Source organism: Pseudoalteromonas sp. J2K-J979 (assembly GCF_058169715.2).
This window is the reverse complement of the sequence record NZ_CM200281.1, coordinates 2,070,001-2,085,969: the sequence shown is the minus strand read 5'-3', so window position 1 is coordinate 2,085,969 and position 15,969 is coordinate 2,070,001. Positions and strand designations below refer to the sequence as shown.

Below are 15,969 nucleotides of genomic sequence, written 5' to 3'. Positions count from 1 at the left end.
ATTTATTTGTATTCCGGAAAAATTTTAATCGCTTCTGTAGCGGGTAGGATGATGTTTTCCTTCATTTTCCAGCTTTGATCCATCGGCTCAATAAAAACAGTGTAGCGCTCTTGTGTAATATGGTCAGAAAAGCCAGTGAATGCGCCATGGCTATTTTTAGTTAAGGTCATTTCGAAATCATTCACTTTGAGAGTGGGGTGGTAGAAAGCTAGCTTTAAAGCCGTTACTTTACTGGCATCTCCTTTAGTGAATGTAAAACTGACCCGATCGTTATCTATGTGCAAATCACCATGAAGAAACAGGGCTTTTGCTTTTTGAAACTTACTTAACTCAAGATTGATAGATTTGCCTTTTTTATAATAATCATCAACCACCATATCAGGGCCTTTTTGCACGGAATAGACAATAAAAAAGATACACGTAACGACAGTGATCGCAGGAATAGAAAGAATAAACCACGGCCAAAATTGTTTATACCAAGGAAGAGTTTGCATAATAGTTTCTATCTGAATGTAAGTGAGGGTATTTTACTGGAATTTGAAATAAAAACCTAAAAAAAAGCCTCCAAGGCGGAGGCTTTTTCACAATTATTTGTCCAAGGACAAACTATAGACGTAGGCGGTGAGAATATGTACTTTATCTTCACCTAAAATCTCTTTCCACGCAGGCATCACACCCGCACGGCCATTATTTAATGACTCTTCAACAGCTCGTTGAGAACCACCATATAACCAGATGTTGTCAGTTAGGTTTGGCGCACCAAATGGTAGATTATGGGCTACAGAGCCTTTACCATCCATTCCATGACACGCTGCACACATCGCAAATTTCGCTTGACCTGCTTCAGCATCTTTTTGATTGACCTTACGTCCTGAGAGACTCAACACATAAGCAGTCATTTCTTTGATACCTTGCTCACCAAGCGCGTCTTTCCAGCCTGGCATTGCAGCAACACGACCATGTAATAACGTTGCTTTGATTTGGTCTGGTGAACCACCGTACAACCAATCTTGATCCGTTAGGTTTGGAAAGCCAACTCCACCACGTGCATCTGAACCATGACACTGAGCACAGTTTTGCGAAAATAATCGCTGGCCGATTTCGAGTGCTTGCTCATCTTGCGCAAGATCTAAGATGTCACGCTTGGCAAATGATTCAAACAAGGGACCAAAACGTTCTTCTGCGCGTTGGATCTCTGCGTCTAATTGAACTGTCTCACCTGCTGCTTGAGCATCAAGCGAAGCTTGTTTAGATTCAGCCAAAGATTTAACACCTTGATTTGAGCTTGTCCACTTAGCTAAACCTTCCCAGTTACCCAGACCTGGGTAAGCTGCAAGATAATAAACAGACCACACAAACGTTGCGAAGAACATATATGTCCACCACTTCGGTAAGGGGTTGTTTAATTCTTCTATGCCATCGAATTCATGACCACAAGACTCACCTTCTTCTACACCGGCATAGTTTTTCAAGTTCCAAACTAATAGGCCTAGGCAGATAGCGAGACATGCTAAGGTCAGTACGATGACCCATATACTCCAAAAGCTAGTCATTTCTCAGACTCCTTTTCCTGATCACCAAGAGTGTTGTGATGCACTTTTTCATCTTCAAAAATAGCATTTGCAGCATCATCAAAGCGACGTTTGCTTCGTTTGCTGTATGCCCACAACACAATCACAATAAAAAGTACCAATAAAACCAGAGTGAAAATACCTCTGAATGTTCCGTAATCCATAATTAATTACTTCAAGTGAGTACCAAGTTGCTGAAGATAAGCAATAAGGGCTTGCATTTCTGTCTTGCCTTTTACTGCAGCTTCTGCACCGGCGATATCCTCATCGGTATATGGCACACCAAAGCCTTGAAACACTTCTAGTTTCTTGGCAATTAATTGGCCATCCAGTACATTTTTATCTAACCAAGGGTAAGCTGGCATGTTTGACTCAGGAACCACTGAACGTGGATCCATTAAATGAGCATAATGCCAGTCATCTGAGTAACGCTCACCCACGCGAGCTAAGTCAGGACCTGTGCGCTTAGAACCCCATTGGAATGGATGATCCCAAACACTTTCACCAGCCACTGAATAGTGACCATAACGCTCCACTTCATCACGGAAAGGGCGGATCATTTGCGAGTGACAGTTATAACACCCTTCACGGACGTAAATGTCACGACCTTCCATTTCAAGCGCTGTGAGTGGGCGTAAGCCGTCAACAGGTTTTGTCGTGTCGTCTTGGAACATAAGAGGTGTGATTTCTACTAATGCGCCGAAACTGATAGCAAAGACGACTAAAATAGCCATCAAGCCAACGTTCTTTTCGACAATCTCATGTTTGTTTTGTGAATTATTTTCGCTCATTTCTAACCCCTTATGCTGGTTGTACTTCAGCGTCAGCTTGAAGTGAACCTTTTTTGGCTGTCACTGTGCGATACGTGTTGTAAAGCATAATTAACATACCGGCAACGATGAAAACGCCACCTACAAATCGCATGAAGTAGAAAGGTTTAGACGCTTCTAACGACTGAACGAAACTGTACATTAATGTACCGTCTGAATTTACAGCACGCCACATTAGTCCTTGCATAACACCTGAAATCCACATTGCAACGATGTATAAAACAACCCCAACAGTGTGTAACCAGAAGTGTGTATTAACAAGTTTGACACTGTACATACGCGATTGGGCGAATAAATTAGGGATTAAGTGATAAACCGCACCAATAGATACCATGGCAACCCAACCTAAAGCACCTGAATGTACGTGACCGACAGTCCAGTCAGTGTAATGAGATAATGCATTAACTGATTTTATCGCCATCATCGGGCCTTCAAAGGTCGACATGCCATAGAAAGACAATGAAACCACTAAGAAGCGAAGAACAGGGTCATTACGTAACTTGTGCCATGCACCTGATAACGTCATGATACCGTTTATCATTCCACCCCAAGATGGTACGAATAGTATGACTGACATAACCATGCCTAATGACTGAGTCCAGTCTGGTAAAGCAGTGTAATGTAAATGATGAGGACCAGCCCAAATATAAAGTGAAATTAGCGCCCAGAAATGAACAACTGATAAACGGTATGAGTAAACTGGGCGACCTGCTTGCTTTGGTACGAAGTAATACATCATACCTAAGAAACCAGCCGTTAATAAGAAGCCTACTGCGTTGTGACCATACCACCATTGCACCATTGCATCGACTGCACCTGCATAAATCGAATATGATTTAGTCATAGATACAGGCACTGCCATGCTATTCACGATGTGAAGTACAGCAACAGTAATAATGAAACCACCGTAAAACCAGTTCGCCACATAAATATGTGAGACTTTACGTTTGATTAGTGTACCAAAGAAGACAATGGCGTATGAAACCCAAACGACGGTGATTAATAAATCAATTGGCCACTCTAGTTCAGCGTATTCTTTACCGCTGGTATAACCGAGCGGTAGAGTAATCGCGGCTAGAACGATCACAAGCTGCCAACCCCAGAAGGTGAAAGCGGCTAATTTGTCAGAAAAAAGACGCGTTTGACATGTACGCTGAACCACGTAGTAAGACGTGGCGAATAGTGCACTCGTACCAAATGCGAATATAACAGCGTTCGTGTGTAACGGACGCAGTCGAGAGTATGTTAACCATGGTGTATCAAAGTTCAGTGCTGGCCAGACTAACTGGGCAGCAATCAGAACCCCAACAGCCATACCAACGATACCCCAAATCACTGTCATAATAGTGAATTGGCGCACAACGTTATAGTTGTACTCAGTTTGTGATGCTACTGTTTGGCTCATTTTCCGGCTTCCGCTGCAATTTACTTGCATTAAGAAATGAATTTCCCATTCAATTACGAATGGGGCCTGCTTATTTTCAACAAGTTTGTTATCTAAAACGTTCAAAACCCTTTGAACATTCCAGAAAATAAACTCGAGAAACCCTTATTTTTGCGGGGAAATGATAAAATTTTTAGTAAAAAAAAGATAGCGCAATTGGGCAAATTTATGACTTCAATCAAATTTTTAGTGCCTAGTCGCTTTATTTTTCACCAATGTTAGATGTTTTGAAGCACTCCCTTTATACTCCCTCGCGTTATTCAACTAAGGTCAACCGAACATGGTACGTGTTTTATTCTATTTTCTGAGTAGTATTCTACTCCTAGGCTGTGAACCGAGCCCTATTAATTTAGATCAATCTGCAACTTGCCGGCCGAATCAATTATGTAACTATAGTGGTGGAATTGCGCTCTCGCTAGACAATCAAGATGTCCAGCCCGAAACACCGTTTGACATCTCATTAACGCTTCCTGAAAACTGGCATGTAAAAAGCGCCAAAATGACAGGCGTCGATATGTACATGGGGATGATCCCAGTTTTTTTTGAACAAAACGGTCCTCAATGGCATGCGCAAGCTATGGTTGGTGCATGTTCTTCTCCTGATATGATGTGGCAGCTTAGTATCTTATTACAAAACCAAACAGAACCATCAAAGGCGCAGGTAATAGAAATCTTGTACTTTATTGGGGTACGAAATCAATAATTGCTCGCGCTTTAAATTTTATTCGTTAATAATGGGTTCATCTCAATGTGATTAATCTTTTGAGATATTTTTACCCCATTAAGGAAGAAAAAATGAAACGTTTACAAATAGTCATTATGAGTGCAGTTGTCATGTTGCTAACTGCATGTGCAGCTTCAGGCCCACGTGTTAATTTTGATAAAAACCCAAATGTTGATATTTCAAATGCAAAAACGTTTGCTTGGTTGAAAAATACGCATGTTTTAGAAGCTCCAGCAGATTTTAACCCCATTATTAAAGTACGAATCGATAATGCCATAGAGCGTAACATGCAAGCAAAGGGTTATACGCTCGTCGCAAACCCTGAAGACGCTGATTTAACCATTTCTTATACAGTGGGAAGCCGTGATAAAGTTAAGGTTGACTCTTATCCTGTGACGTATAGAGGCGGTTTTGGTTGGGGGAGCCCTTATTACGGAAGTTATGGCAGCATCGGTATGGGAACAGAAACGACCGTTCGTAATTATACCGAAGGTAAACTGGCTATTGATGTGTATGATGTAAAAACGAAGCAACCAGCATGGCATGGTTGGGCGACACAAAAGATTACTAAAAGTAATACTGAAAACTTAGATTTGTTAATCAACACTGTCGTTGACCAGACTCTGGTAAATCTTTAAGTAAATTCGTTAGAAATAACATTATTTCTAACGAATGAACAAAAAAAACCTCGTTATTGTTAACGAGGTTTTTTAATCAATGGACAGCTTAGCAGTTTACACCACTCCACGTGGCAAACGGCAATCGTGATCTTTTTCTGCTAACGTCACAATCCACAGTTCTTCAGCTGTGTAGCCTTCGTCATTGCTTCGAGTAAGTGTAAAGTCAGCCATTGGTTTTACAACCGGTGACGCATCTTTTTCTTTTGTTGTTTTTTTCGCTTTAGGGGCCGGCTCAGAGCCGAATGTCGCGATTAAATCATTCAGATCAGCTAAACGCATATTTTTGCCACCATCAACGCTATACCAGCCGGCTTTAGCTGTAATGTCAGGCTTTTTACCATTGGCAGCTTCATAAGCGGCTTCGAAAGATGCTAAAACTTCTGTTTTATCAAGAGTGCTCATCGTATATCCTATTTTTAGATACGAGGATTGTATTGAATAAATTAGTTATACCCATTTTTGCATTAATTTTCAATTTTTTGCGATTTTTTCTTTATTATCGGCGCTTTTTTCCTAACAATTGTGCTGTTTTGAACCATTTATTTGACGAGAGTGATATGCATAGAAGTGAATTAATATCGGTATTAGATGATGTGTTAAAACCGAGTCAAATCCGAGATTTTTGCCCTAATGGGTTGCAAGTAGAGGGAAAGGAGCACATAACAAAAATTGTGACGGGGGTTACAGCGTGCCAAGCATTGATAGATACAGCTATTGAGTTGAAGGCGGATGCAATTCTTGTACACCACGGCTACTTTTGGAAAAATGAGGCGTATCCGATTACGGGCATGAAAAAACGTCGTATCGCTGCGCTGATTAAAAATGATATTAACTTATTTGCTTTTCACTTACCGCTCGATGTTCACCGTGAACTTGGAAACAACGCGCAATTGGCTCAGTTACTTGATATTGAGTGTGAAGCAGGACTTGAAGCAGGTCCATCACCCAGTGTTGCTGTTAAAGGGCGGCTGCGTGCACCGATGTCAGCAGATGAGTTTTCAAAAAAAATATCACAGGTTTTAAATCGTGAACCGCTTGTTTCAAACGTGCGAAACAAGCCCATTGAAACGATTGCGTGGTGTACTGGCGGTGGCCAGAATTATATAGATTTAGCTGCGGAGCAGGGAATTGACGCTTTTTTAACTGGCGAAGCCTCAGAGCAAACGATACATAGCTCTGTGGAACAAAACATCGATTTTTTTGCTGCAGGACATCATGCAACTGAGCGCTATGGCATTAAAGCATTAGGAGAGTATTTGGCCACAAAATATGGACTCGATGTGCAATTTATAGATATTGATAATCCTGTGTGATTATTTTTCTTTTTTTAAACCATATAAACTGAGGTGCTAGCTTCAGCTAGTCCACCTCAATGTTGCTTTAAATCTGACACTTCGTTAATGGATTATGCTTGTTAGCGCCTGTTTTGTTTGCAGGTGTTTAGGAAATGCCTATAAACTGGATTGTCTTTCATATTTTTTTTCATTGCTAAATACATGGGCCGTGTTAAACCCAGAGCACCCAATGGGATTGATTTTATTAGCCCTTGGCTTTCGTAAGGGGTAACTAGCCAGTCAGGTAATGCCGCGACACCCATTCCTGCACTGACGAGTTGGAAGATCAGTAATCCTTGGTCGACTGTTTTTAAATTGCCATCGTAGCGAGCATTTTGAATAAAATGCTTAAAGATGTCCTGACGCTCTTTCGGTATAGGGTATGAAATTATGGTTTCATCCTTTAGATCAAGTGCAGTGACATACGCTTTTTTTGCCAGAGGATGGTCCGGTGACACAATTAATTTTAACTTAAAATCAAAGAGATGGGCGTATTCGAGTTTATCGGGTTCTCGTGTATCTGATGTTAAGACAAGATCTAACTCATCGCTCAATAAATCTGGAATAGCATCGTAGCTAAAGCCACGTTCATAATCGACTTTTATATCAGGCCAGAAGTTATTGAATTCTTTTATTGTAGGAAGTAACCAATGAAAACAGGCATGACATTCTACACTTAAACGCAGTTGTGAAATTGGTTGATTTAGACTTTCTTTTAATCGACATTTAGTTGCTTCAACCTTAGGTAAAACATCATAAGCTAGCTCGAGCAACAGCATGCCTTGGGGAGTAAAACGTACAGGATGTGTTTTACGTTCAAATAGTTGGCAATCTAACTTATTCTCTAAATCTTTAATCTGATGTGACAATGCTGATTGAGTTAAGAATAACTCACGAGCTGTATTTACTAAAGAACCGGTCTCTTTCAGAGTGGCTATGGTTTTTAAGTGTTTAATGTCAATCATCTTTAATATTTCTCATGTTTGGGTGTGAGAGACCATAATGTAAACCGTATCATACTGCTAGTTTTTAGATGCTTCAACATCTAGATGGCTATTAATTGTGTTTTTATGTCTCCATATAAACAATAATGCAACAAAAGACAGCGTTGTCATAGTTATTTTTCACTTTGCAGCGTTTTTGTTTTTCAGTTTAGATTGATTAATGTGAATTAACTTCATTCTCAACCGTTTTTGTATCAATCCCGTCACTATTCATTTTATTCACTCAAATAGGTATCGCTGATACAAGTGCTGATGACATGCTCAGCTAAATAAAGCAGGGATAATAATGTTTAGTTTTCTATGTCTGAGTGGTAAAGCCATAAAAATGGCTTTTATTTTTAATAATTGATGAGAGTGGATAGCCGCTGTATGTGAGAGAAAAATGCAAAATAATATCTCTTCCTCATCGAATTGGCATATTTAATTATGGAGTTGTCAGATGTCTGTATTAGCACGTCACTTTATCTCGTTTCATGGCTTGTTTAAATGTCGAGCGTAAGTGTTGACACCGCAGCTTTGTTTAAAAACAAAGCACTTAACCTGTTATTCGACTTTTTTTTGTTTATAACTCGTTAAATAGTGATAAAAGGATGCATTGAAATTAACAAACCTTGATTCGAATACGGGAATGACAATGAACTTAATCGTAAAACTGGTGCTGGGTATTATCGCTGGCTTCTTGATTGGTATGTACGCCCCAACATTAGTCGTTGAGATTATTTATACTGCCAAAGTACTGATTGGTGAGTTAATAGGTTTTACAATTCCACTGATTATTTTGTTTTTCATTACATCAGGAATTGCAAGCTTACCGCAAAACTCAGGCTCTCTGTTAGGTAAAACAGTCGGTTTTGCTTATGGTTCGACCATAATCGGGGGGACGTTGGCTTACTTAATTTCGAGTATGCTCATTCCAACTTTAGGCGGCGAATTAAGCTTTGATAGTCAAACAGCATCAGAAGTACAGGCATTAATTACGTTAGAAATACCACCTTTGATGGGGGTAATGACAGCTTTAGTAATGGCCTTCGTATTTGGTATTGCTATAAGTAATCGGGGCCTGACAGAGTTAAAACTACTATCTGATCAAGGGCGTGATGTTATAGATACCTTATTGTCAAAAGTGATTATTCCGGCTTTACCTTTTTACATAGCCGGTGTGTTTGCTGAAATGACTGTGGCAGGTACCGTATTTGATACGTTAAAGACCTTCGCTTTAGTGCTTATGATGGCATTGACCATGCACTGGTTATGGCTAACTTTACTATATCTTGCAACAGGGATTGCTCTAAAACGCAGTCCAATAGAACTTATTAAGAATATGCTTCCAGCGTATTTTACCGCTTTAGGGACGATGTCGAGTGCGGCAACTATCCCTGTATCTTTACAATCGAGTAAAAAGAATCTAGTAAAAGAGCCGATAGCCAATTTTTGTGTTCCTTTGTGTGCAACGATACATTTATCAGGTTCGACGATTACAATCGTGACTTGTGCAACAGCAGTGATGTTTTTGTCTCCCGATTTAGCCTTACCAACCTTAGCAGGAATGTTACCTTTTATATTTATGCTGGGTATTGTAATGATAGCGGCGCCAGGTGCGCCAGGTGGTGCCGTGATGTCAGCTTTGGGGTTATTGACAACCATGTTAGGCTTTGACGAAGCAGCTATCGCATTAATGATAGCGCTTTATCTGGCACAAGACAGTTTTGGCACGGCCTGCAACGTAACGGGTGATGGGATTATCGCATTGTGGGTTGATAAATTTTCACAATCAAAATAGGCAGTTAATCTCATCGATTTAATTGTTTATAGTGATAGCGTTTGTAGCTAATTATGGTATCTTGATCGTGGCTTAATCGTGATCTTTTAATGACGGCATTTGTAAATGAGGAACCTGCTTTGATTAATGTACTTTTAGTTGATGACCATGAGCTGGTAAGAACTGGTATAAAACGTATATTAGATGACATTCGTGGTTTTAAAGTGGTAGGCGAAGCCAAAACCGGAGAAGAAGCGGTTACATTTTGTCGTCAGAATCATCCAGATATTGTGTTGATGGATATGAATATGCCTGGCATGGGTGGACTTGAGGCAACGAAGAAAATCTGTCGTTATTGCCCCGATGTCAAAGTCATCGTGCTAACGGTACATTGTGAAGATCCATTCCCAAGCAAAGTGATGCAAATAGGTGCACATGGCTATTTAACCAAAACGGGTGGACACGATGAAATGGTCAATGCGATCCGAGCAGTTAATTCTGGTCAGCGTTATATTGCCCCCGAAATCGCTCAGCAGATAGCCTTGGCGCAATTTAGTGGTCGTAGTGATGAAAACCCATTTAAAAGCTTATCTGATCGTGAACTGCAAATAATGCTGATGATCACACGAGGTGAAAAGGTGCAGAATATCGCCGATCAGTTAAACTTGAGTTCTAAAACAGTCAATAGCTACCGTTACCGGATGTTTGAAAAGCTTGGGATTGGCGGTGATGTCGAACTCACACATTTAGCTATCCGTCATAAAATGATTGAAATCGATACCGAATAGTTTACCTTTTGTCTAGCGAATTTACCCCTGCAGAATTTTTAAAAACGTTATCGAGTGAACCCGGTGTATATCGTATGCTCGATAGTGACCAACAAGTTATTTATGTAGGCAAAGCAAAGAATTTAAAAAAACGTGTGAGTAGCTATTTTCGGGCGAATATTCCAGAAAGCAAAACCCGTGCGTTAGTTAAAAATATTGCCAATATCGAAATTACGTTAACGAACACTGAGACTGAAGCGTTGTTGCTTGAAAATAACTTGATCAAGCAATATATGCCGCGCTACAACATCTTATTACGTGATGATAAATCTTACCCATATATCTTAGTGACTGATCATAAACATCCACGAATTGCATTTCATCGTGGTGCACGTAAGCAAAAAGGTGAATACTTCGGGCCGTTTCCAAGTTCCGGGGCCGTGTCTGAAAGTTTACGGTTAATGCAAAAGATTTTTCCTGTTCGTCAATGTGAAGATGCCTATTACAGAGCTCGTTCTCGCCCTTGCTTACAATATCAACTAAAACGCTGTTCAGCCCCATGTGTAGATAAAATCTCTGCAGATGAATACCAACAAGAAGTAAATTATGTAAAATTGTTTTTAAGCGGTAAATCATCCCAAGTAATTGCAGCTTTAGTTGAGAAAATGGAAGTGGCTAGCGCTGAGTTAAACTTTGAAATGGCTGCAAAAATACGAGACCAAATATTGTTACTGCGTAAGATGCAAGAGCAGCAATCGGTCAGCGGAAATTTGGCAGAGATGGATGTGATTGGTTTCGAATCATTGAATGGCCTCACTGCGATTCATTTGTTAATGATCCGTGATCATAAAATATTAGGCAGTAATACGTTTTATCCAAAAATTCCCAAAGACTCAGAGCGGACAGAAATATTATCCTCATTTTTAGCGCAATATTATTTATCAGTGGGCCGTACTAGTCGGATCCCTAAAGAGTTAGTATTACCCTTTGCATGTGATGAAGTGACGGTGCTCAGCGAAGCATTAACTCAAATAGCAGAGAAAAAGGTTGCACTTAAAATTGTACAGCGAGGTGAGCGGGCCCAGTATTTAGAGTTAGCCAATAAAAACGCCTTAAATAGTATAATCACTAAGCAAAGTGCGCAAGATTCAATTAATAAACGTTTTGCTGCCTTAAAGCATGCACTGAATTTAGATGATATTCAGCGTATGGAGTGTTTTGATATTAGCCATACAATGGGTGAAAACACAGTGGCTTCGTGTGTCGTTTTTGATAGTCAAGGACCGAACAAAAAAGAATACCGTCGTTTTAATGTCGAGGGGATCACCGGAGGTGATGATTACGCGGCAATGGCATTTGCACTTAAAAAACGCTATGGCAAAATGACCGACATTGAAAAAGTGCCAGATGTGATTTTTATAGATGGCGGAAAAGGACAGCTTTCCCAAGCAGAACAGTTTTTTGCGAATTGGTCATTAGACAAGCTCCCTTTATTGGTTGGCGTAGCTAAGGGAGTGAGTCGAAAAGCTGGGCTAGAAACGTTATTAGTGGACGCAGGGCGCAAAACAATTAACCTCAGCACAGATTCAATAGCCTTGCATTTGATACAACATATACGAGATGAGTCACACCGATTTGCCATTGCTGGTCATCGCAATAAACGCCAAAAACAGCGTACTCAATCTATTTTAGAAGAAATACCAGGAGTAGGACAAAAAAGACGGCAAGCCATGTTAAAATACTTGGGTGGTATGCAAGGCGTCCTTGATGCCAGTGCCAGCCAATTAGAAAAAGTACCCGGAGTCAGCGTTGAGTTGGCTGAAAAGATATTTAATCATTTGCATGACAAAAGCTAACGCTTCATGCAAGATAACTAAAAAGATACCCCCTAGTAGTTATGTGGAATATTCCAAATACCCTTACAGCCTTTAGACTTGCATTAATCCCCGTTTTTATGGTGATTTTCTATTTACCTTATTCATGGGCGTTTTTTGCTGCGGCCTTTGTTTTTTGGTTAGCATCAGTCACTGATATTTTAGATGGTTATTTAGCGAGAAAGCTAAAACAATCCACTCCCTTCGGCGCATTTCTCGATCCTGTTGCTGATAAAGTAATGGTCAGTGTCGCATTGGTGATTCTCGTCGAGCATTATCAAAGCCTTTATATAACCATACCTGCGATGATTATAATTAGTCGTGAAATTGTGATTTCAGCATTACGTGAATGGATGGCAGAGCAGGGTAAACGAGGTAATGTCGCTGTATCACAATTGGGTAAAGTTAAAACGGCTGCTCAAATGTTGGCGATTATAGGCTTGATTTGGCAATTTGAACCTTGGATGACACAGTTGAGTTTTGCATTATTTTACATTGCAACTTTGCTAACCTTTTGGTCTATGGTGCAATATCTAGTTGCGGCATGGTCTGAATTACGAAAAAGCAGCATTTAAACGTTCAATTAAACAGCGCTTTAGATAAAAAATAAGCAAACAGTTCAAAAGTGACATTTTTTGTATTGACGATAAAGATAATCTCTGTAGAATTCGTCCTCGTTGAAAGGCACTAGCCCAACAACAAATTTAGGGGTAAGCACCTAGGACACCAAACTAAAAGCTTTTATGAAGCGGCACTAGCTCAGTTGGTAGAGCGCAACCTTGCCAAGGTTGAGGTCACGAGTTCGAGCCTCGTGTGCCGCTCCAATTAAATAAATATGGCGGAATGGCAGAGTGGCCATGCAGCGGATTGCAAATCCGTCCACCTCGGTTCGACTCCGGGTTCCGCCTCCATTTATTAGATTTCACATCACGAAAGTGACCCGATGCCCGGGTGGTGAAATCGGTAGACACAAGGGATTTAAAATCCCTCGACTAACAAGTCGTGCCGGTTCAAGTCCGGCCCCGGGCACCATCTCTTTTTGAGTGAAATGACAATTTAGCAATACCGAAATTATTTTGCGGCACTAGCTCAGTTGGTAGAGCGCAACCTTGCCAAGGTTGAGGTCACGAGTTCGAGCCTCGTGTGCCGCTCCAATAATTTAATCACATTCGCGAAAGCAACCCGATGCCCGGGTGGTGAAATCGGTAGACACAAGGGATTTAAAATCCCTCGACTAACAAGTCGTGCCGGTTCAAGTCCGGCCCCGGGCACCATATGTGAATAAAGCTAATTTATACCGAAGAATTAATATGATGCGGCACTAGCTCAGTTGGTAGAGCGCAACCTTGCCAAGGTTGAGGTCACGAGTTCGAGCCTCGTGTGCCGCTCCATATTAATTTTTAATCACACAGTGCGAAAGCACAACCCGATGCCCGGGTGGTGAAATCGGTAGACACAAGGGATTTAAAATCCCTCGACTAACAAGTCGTGCCGGTTCAAGTCCGGCCCCGGGCACCATTTGTGAATAAAGCTAATTTATACCGAAGAATTAATATGATGCGGCACTAGCTCAGTTGGTAGAGCGCAACCTTGCCAAGGTTGAGGTCACGAGTTCGAGCCTCGTGTGCCGCTCCATATTAATTTTTAATCACAGTGCGAAAGCACAACCCGATGCCCGGGTGGTGAAATCGGTAGACACAAGGGATTTAAAATCCCTCGACTAACAAGTCGTGCCGGTTCAAGTCCGGCCCCGGGCACCATATAAAATTTAATTATCAACATACCGAATTTTTATGCGGCACTAGCTCAGTTGGTAGAGCGCAACCTTGCCAAGGTTGAGGTCACGAGTTCGAGCCTCGTGTGCCGCTCCAAATTAAAAATAAATTCGGCGGAATGGCAGAGTGGCCATGCAGCGGATTGCAAATCCGTCCACCTCGGTTCGACTCCGGGTTCCGCCTCCATTTATTTTCACTCTGCGAAAGCAACCCGATGCCCGGGTGGTGAAATCGGTAGACACAAGGGATTTAAAATCCCTCGACTAACAAGTCGTGCCGGTTCAAGTCCGGCCCCGGGCACCAAATCAAAATAACATTTAAATCATGACTTTTCATTAAGTTACAATTATATTAACATTAATGTTATTATAATTTTTGGCTATGGAAAAAATGAAATACTTCTTAACGTTATTTCTTTGCGTGTTTTTTGTCGGTTGTACTCAAATCAATTTTAATGATCGTTATCTTGGTAAAAAATGGAGTAAAGTGATTCTAGCGCCTACTTCAGGTTCATATAGCCTTGTTTTAGGTGAAGTCCTTGAGCATGAACTGGCTACCGCTACCAACATTGAAGTAATAACTCCTGTGATGTTGCCTTTTCTTCTGACTGAATATAATTTAGTTGAGGCTTTCAAGCAAAACCGAACTAAAGCGATCTTTCAGTTAGCCAAAGCGTTGAATGCCCAAGGAGTTATCTTAAGTTCTGCAGAAGGGGTTGAAGCGACTAGAAAAGAGTTTTATGCGACTGTTCAGCTAACAGCGCAGCTGATCGATGTGGAATCGAAAGCTGTAGTGATGAGCTCGAAGCATGATGATAGCTCTATATTCTCTGATGTGAAGCAGCTAATAATCTTTAACAGTAATAATATCGTTTCAGATTTAAAGGAAACAATTATCAAACTAAATGTCGATGACTAGAGCGTTTGACACCATAGTGCCTGCACTATGGTGTCAATTATTTACCAAATGTCTTTAGGGATTTGCTTATCAAGAGTGGGGTGTTGACTACGATCAAAAGCCGGTATCTTACCCGCTTTTAGTTGGCTTAAGTAATCATGACTTAGCCATAAAACAATACCTGAAAGCATAAAGAGTGAAATAATATTAACGATAGCCATCAAACCCATCGAAATATCTGCAAGAGTCCAGATTAGCCCTAATTCACTCACCGAGCCAAACATCACCATGGCGAGCACTAATATTCTAAATATCATCATTCCTTTGGCGTGGTTGTGTTCGAGGAATAACAGGTTTGTTTCAGCATATGAATAATTTGCAACGATGGAAGTGAACGCAAAAAATAAAATCGCGATAGCAATAAAATAAGCGCCCCAAGGGCCCACTTGGGAGACTAGCGAAGCTTGAGTCAGTGCAATACCTGTTAAACCTGAGTTAGGTTCCAATTGACCAGAGATGAGAATTATTGCAGCAGTTGCTGTACAAATTACAATGGTATCGACAAATACCCCCAGCATTTGCACAAATCCTTGCGAGGCTGGGTGTGGAGGGTTTGGCGTAGCAGTCGCAGCAGCATTGGCTGCGCTACCCATACCAGCTTCATTTGAAAATAAACCGCGTTTGATTCCCTGAACCATCGCTTGCATAATCCCATAACCGATCGCACCTGCACCGGCTTGTTCTAGCCCAAATGCACTATTAATGATCAGCATGAATACATCAGGCAATGTAGAGTAATTTGTGATAACTATGAAGAGGGCGATCAGTAAATACAAAGTGGCCATTGCAGGCACGACAGCTTCAGCAAAACGAGAAATAGTTTTGATCCCACCAAAAATGATCACAGCAGTGCCAATAACAAGAGCAATGCCGACATAGTGCTTCGGTAAATCAAATGCAACTTCAAATGCAGCAGCGATAGAATTTGATTGAACAGCATTAAATACTAAACCAAATGCTAAGATTAGACATAGAGAAAAGAGCATCCCCATCCAGCGCTTGCCTAAGCCAATTTCCATATAATAAGCAGGACCCCCTCGAAAGTTACCCTCACCATCCCTTGTTTTATAAACTTGCGCTAAGGTACTTTCTGCAAAACTCGTGGCCATACCGATCAGGGCAATCACCCACATCCAAAAAATTGCACCTGGGCCACCAAGGTAGAGAGCAACAGCAACACCCGCCATATTGCCTGTACCAACACGAGCGGCTAATGAGGTACAAAAAGCTTGAAAAGAAGAGATCCCATC

The 15,969-nt window shown here is 41.0% G+C and carries 16 protein-coding genes and 12 tRNA genes (1 of these 28 only partly in view); 20 read left to right on the top strand and 8 right to left on the bottom strand.

The features are described 5' to 3' along the window. Positions 1-2: 2 nt before the first annotated feature. The 5 genes from AC3KVK_RS09605 to ccoN all read right to left on the bottom strand — a co-directional run bounded on the left by AC3KVK_RS09605 (position 3) and on the right by ccoN (position 3,806). Positions 3-494, bottom strand: coding sequence for a FixH family protein (locus AC3KVK_RS09605; RefSeq protein ID WP_490312320.1), 492 nt, complete (start codon positions 492-494; stop codon positions 3-5). A gap of 93 nt (positions 495-587) precedes the next feature. Then, positions 588-1,553: a cytochrome-c oxidase, cbb3-type subunit III gene (ccoP, locus tag AC3KVK_RS09600; protein WP_490312321.1), complete on the bottom strand. Its 966-nt coding sequence runs from the start codon at positions 1,551-1,553 to the stop codon at positions 588-590. After that, complete coding sequence (locus AC3KVK_RS09595) at positions 1,550-1,735, bottom strand: cbb3-type cytochrome oxidase subunit 3 (RefSeq protein ID WP_086743091.1); 186 nt, start codon at positions 1,733-1,735, stop codon at positions 1,550-1,552. Before AC3KVK_RS09595 ends, ccoP begins: the two co-directional genes overlap by 4 nt. 6 nt (positions 1,736-1,741) lie before the next feature. Further along, positions 1,742-2,362 carry a cytochrome-c oxidase, cbb3-type subunit II gene (gene ccoO, locus AC3KVK_RS09590; protein WP_193330828.1) on the bottom strand — a complete coding sequence of 207 codons (621 nt, stop codon included), beginning with the start codon at positions 2,360-2,362 and terminating at the stop codon, positions 1,742-1,744. 10 nt (positions 2,363-2,372) lie between these two features. Then, positions 2,373-3,806, bottom strand: coding sequence for a cytochrome-c oxidase, cbb3-type subunit I (gene ccoN, locus AC3KVK_RS09585; RefSeq protein ID WP_086743093.1), 1,434 nt, complete (start codon positions 3,804-3,806; stop codon positions 2,373-2,375). A 319-nt stretch (positions 3,807-4,125) separates the two neighbouring features. Here ccoN and AC3KVK_RS09580 point away from each other — a divergent pair, with 319 nt between their 5' ends. Beyond that, complete coding sequence (locus AC3KVK_RS09580; RefSeq protein WP_490312322.1) at positions 4,126-4,548, top strand: hypothetical protein; 423 nt, start codon at positions 4,126-4,128, stop codon at positions 4,546-4,548. A 92-nt stretch (positions 4,549-4,640) separates the two neighbouring features. Then, a complete protein-coding gene (locus AC3KVK_RS09575) occupies positions 4,641-5,207 on the top strand; it encodes a DUF4136 domain-containing protein (protein WP_490312323.1) in 567 nt (188 codons plus the stop codon). 96 nt (positions 5,208-5,303) lie between these two features. Here the strand turns inward: AC3KVK_RS09575 and AC3KVK_RS09570 are convergent, their stop codons facing one another. After that, positions 5,304-5,651, bottom strand: a complete 348-nt coding sequence (locus AC3KVK_RS09570) for a hypothetical protein (protein ID WP_490312324.1) — start codon at positions 5,649-5,651, stop codon at positions 5,304-5,306. A 155-nt stretch (positions 5,652-5,806) separates the two neighbouring features. Here AC3KVK_RS09570 and AC3KVK_RS09565 point away from each other — a divergent pair, with 155 nt between their 5' ends. Further along, positions 5,807-6,562, top strand: a complete 756-nt coding sequence (locus tag AC3KVK_RS09565; protein ID WP_490312325.1) for a Nif3-like dinuclear metal center hexameric protein — start codon at positions 5,807-5,809, stop codon at positions 6,560-6,562. Positions 6,563-6,663: 101 nt separating this feature from the next. On the opposite strand, the gene AC3KVK_RS09560 is transcribed toward AC3KVK_RS09565, so the two are convergent. Then, a complete protein-coding gene (locus AC3KVK_RS09560) occupies positions 6,664-7,548 on the bottom strand; it encodes a LysR family transcriptional regulator (RefSeq protein WP_490312326.1) in 885 nt (294 codons plus the stop codon). A 673-nt stretch (positions 7,549-8,221) separates the two neighbouring features. On the opposite strand from AC3KVK_RS09560, the gene AC3KVK_RS09555 reads away from it, so the two are divergent. The 17 genes from AC3KVK_RS09555 (at position 8,222) to AC3KVK_RS09475 (ending at position 14,680) form a co-directional block, all read left to right on the top strand. Next, on the top strand, positions 8,222-9,367 hold the full coding sequence (locus tag AC3KVK_RS09555) for a dicarboxylate/amino acid:cation symporter (protein WP_490312327.1): 1,146 nt from the start codon (positions 8,222-8,224) through the stop codon (positions 9,365-9,367). A 119-nt stretch (positions 9,368-9,486) separates the two neighbouring features. Beyond that, the gene (gene uvrY / locus AC3KVK_RS09550) at positions 9,487-10,134 is read left to right on the top strand and encodes a UvrY/SirA/GacA family response regulator transcription factor (RefSeq protein ID WP_490312333.1); all 648 of its coding nucleotides are present in this window, start codon (positions 9,487-9,489) and stop codon (positions 10,132-10,134) included. Between the two features lie 8 nt (positions 10,135-10,142). Next, positions 10,143-11,969: an excinuclease ABC subunit UvrC gene (uvrC, locus tag AC3KVK_RS09545; protein ID WP_490312328.1), complete on the top strand. Its 1,827-nt coding sequence runs from the start codon at positions 10,143-10,145 to the stop codon at positions 11,967-11,969. Between the two features lie 41 nt (positions 11,970-12,010). Continuing rightward, entirely contained in the window at positions 12,011-12,562 is a 552-nt protein-coding gene (pgsA, locus tag AC3KVK_RS09540) for a CDP-diacylglycerol--glycerol-3-phosphate 3-phosphatidyltransferase (RefSeq protein ID WP_490312329.1), read from the top strand. 173 nt (positions 12,563-12,735) lie between these two features. Next, positions 12,736-12,811 (top strand) — tRNA-Gly (locus tag AC3KVK_RS09535). Between the two features lie 13 nt (positions 12,812-12,824). Continuing rightward, positions 12,825-12,898 (top strand) — tRNA-Cys (locus AC3KVK_RS09530). Positions 12,899-12,932: 34 nt separating this feature from the next. After that, a tRNA-Leu gene (locus AC3KVK_RS09525) sits at positions 12,933-13,019 on the top strand. 46 nt (positions 13,020-13,065) lie between these two features. After that, positions 13,066-13,141, top strand: a tRNA-Gly gene (locus AC3KVK_RS09520). Positions 13,142-13,174: 33 nt separating this feature from the next. Then, a tRNA-Leu gene (locus AC3KVK_RS09515) sits at positions 13,175-13,261 on the top strand. Positions 13,262-13,302: 41 nt separating this feature from the next. Continuing rightward, positions 13,303-13,378: transfer RNA gene (locus tag AC3KVK_RS09510), tRNA-Gly, on the top strand. Positions 13,379-13,418: 40 nt separating this feature from the next. After that, positions 13,419-13,505 (top strand) — tRNA-Leu (locus AC3KVK_RS09505). A 41-nt stretch (positions 13,506-13,546) separates the two neighbouring features. Beyond that, a tRNA-Gly gene (locus tag AC3KVK_RS09500) sits at positions 13,547-13,622 on the top strand. A 38-nt stretch (positions 13,623-13,660) separates the two neighbouring features. Then, a tRNA-Leu gene (locus AC3KVK_RS09495) sits at positions 13,661-13,747 on the top strand. Positions 13,748-13,782: 35 nt separating this feature from the next. Next, positions 13,783-13,858, top strand: a tRNA-Gly gene (locus tag AC3KVK_RS09490). Between the two features lie 16 nt (positions 13,859-13,874). Further along, positions 13,875-13,948 (top strand) — tRNA-Cys (locus tag AC3KVK_RS09485). 30 nt (positions 13,949-13,978) lie between these two features. Beyond that, a tRNA-Leu gene (locus tag AC3KVK_RS09480) sits at positions 13,979-14,065 on the top strand. A gap of 87 nt (positions 14,066-14,152) precedes the next feature. After that, complete coding sequence (locus AC3KVK_RS09475) at positions 14,153-14,680, top strand: hypothetical protein (RefSeq protein WP_490313754.1); 528 nt, start codon at positions 14,153-14,155, stop codon at positions 14,678-14,680. A 41-nt stretch (positions 14,681-14,721) separates the two neighbouring features. On the opposite strand, the gene AC3KVK_RS09470 is transcribed toward AC3KVK_RS09475, so the two are convergent. Then, a protein-coding gene (locus AC3KVK_RS09470; protein WP_490313755.1) for an alanine/glycine:cation symporter family protein crosses the window boundary here: on the bottom strand, positions 14,722-15,969 show its 3' portion. The gene runs 165 nt beyond the window's last position; the window shows 1,248 of its 1,413 coding nt (coding positions 166-1,413); its start codon lies off the right edge, out of view; the stop codon is at positions 14,722-14,724.

Bases quoted from the DNA above. Each gene is read 5' to 3' on its own strand.
- AC3KVK_RS09605 (WP_490312320.1), bottom strand. From the start codon at position 494: ATGCAAACTCTTCCTTGGTATAAACAATTTTGGCCGTGGTTTATTCTT.
- ccoP (WP_490312321.1), bottom strand. From the start codon at position 1,553: ATGACTAGCTTTTGGAGTATATGGGTCATCGTACTGACCTTAGCATGT.
- AC3KVK_RS09595 (WP_086743091.1), bottom strand. From the start codon at position 1,735: ATGGATTACGGAACATTCAGAGGTATTTTCACTCTGGTTTTATTGGTA.
- ccoO (WP_193330828.1), bottom strand. From the start codon at position 2,362: ATGAGCGAAAATAATTCACAAAACAAACATGAGATTGTCGAAAAGAAC.
- ccoN (WP_086743093.1), bottom strand. From the start codon at position 3,806: ATGAGCCAAACAGTAGCATCACAAACTGAGTACAACTATAACGTTGTG.
- AC3KVK_RS09580 (WP_490312322.1), top strand. From the start codon at position 4,126: ATGGTACGTGTTTTATTCTATTTTCTGAGTAGTATTCTACTCCTAGGC.
- AC3KVK_RS09575 (WP_490312323.1), top strand. From the start codon at position 4,641: ATGAAACGTTTACAAATAGTCATTATGAGTGCAGTTGTCATGTTGCTA.
- AC3KVK_RS09570 (WP_490312324.1), bottom strand. From the start codon at position 5,651: ATGAGCACTCTTGATAAAACAGAAGTTTTAGCATCTTTCGAAGCCGCT.
- AC3KVK_RS09565 (WP_490312325.1), top strand. From the start codon at position 5,807: ATGCATAGAAGTGAATTAATATCGGTATTAGATGATGTGTTAAAACCG.
- AC3KVK_RS09560 (WP_490312326.1), bottom strand. From the start codon at position 7,548: ATGATTGACATTAAACACTTAAAAACCATAGCCACTCTGAAAGAGACC.
- AC3KVK_RS09555 (WP_490312327.1), top strand. From the start codon at position 8,222: ATGAACTTAATCGTAAAACTGGTGCTGGGTATTATCGCTGGCTTCTTG.
- pgsA (WP_490312329.1), top strand. From the start codon at position 12,011: ATGTGGAATATTCCAAATACCCTTACAGCCTTTAGACTTGCATTAATC.
- AC3KVK_RS09475 (WP_490313754.1), top strand. From the start codon at position 14,153: ATGAAATACTTCTTAACGTTATTTCTTTGCGTGTTTTTTGTCGGTTGT.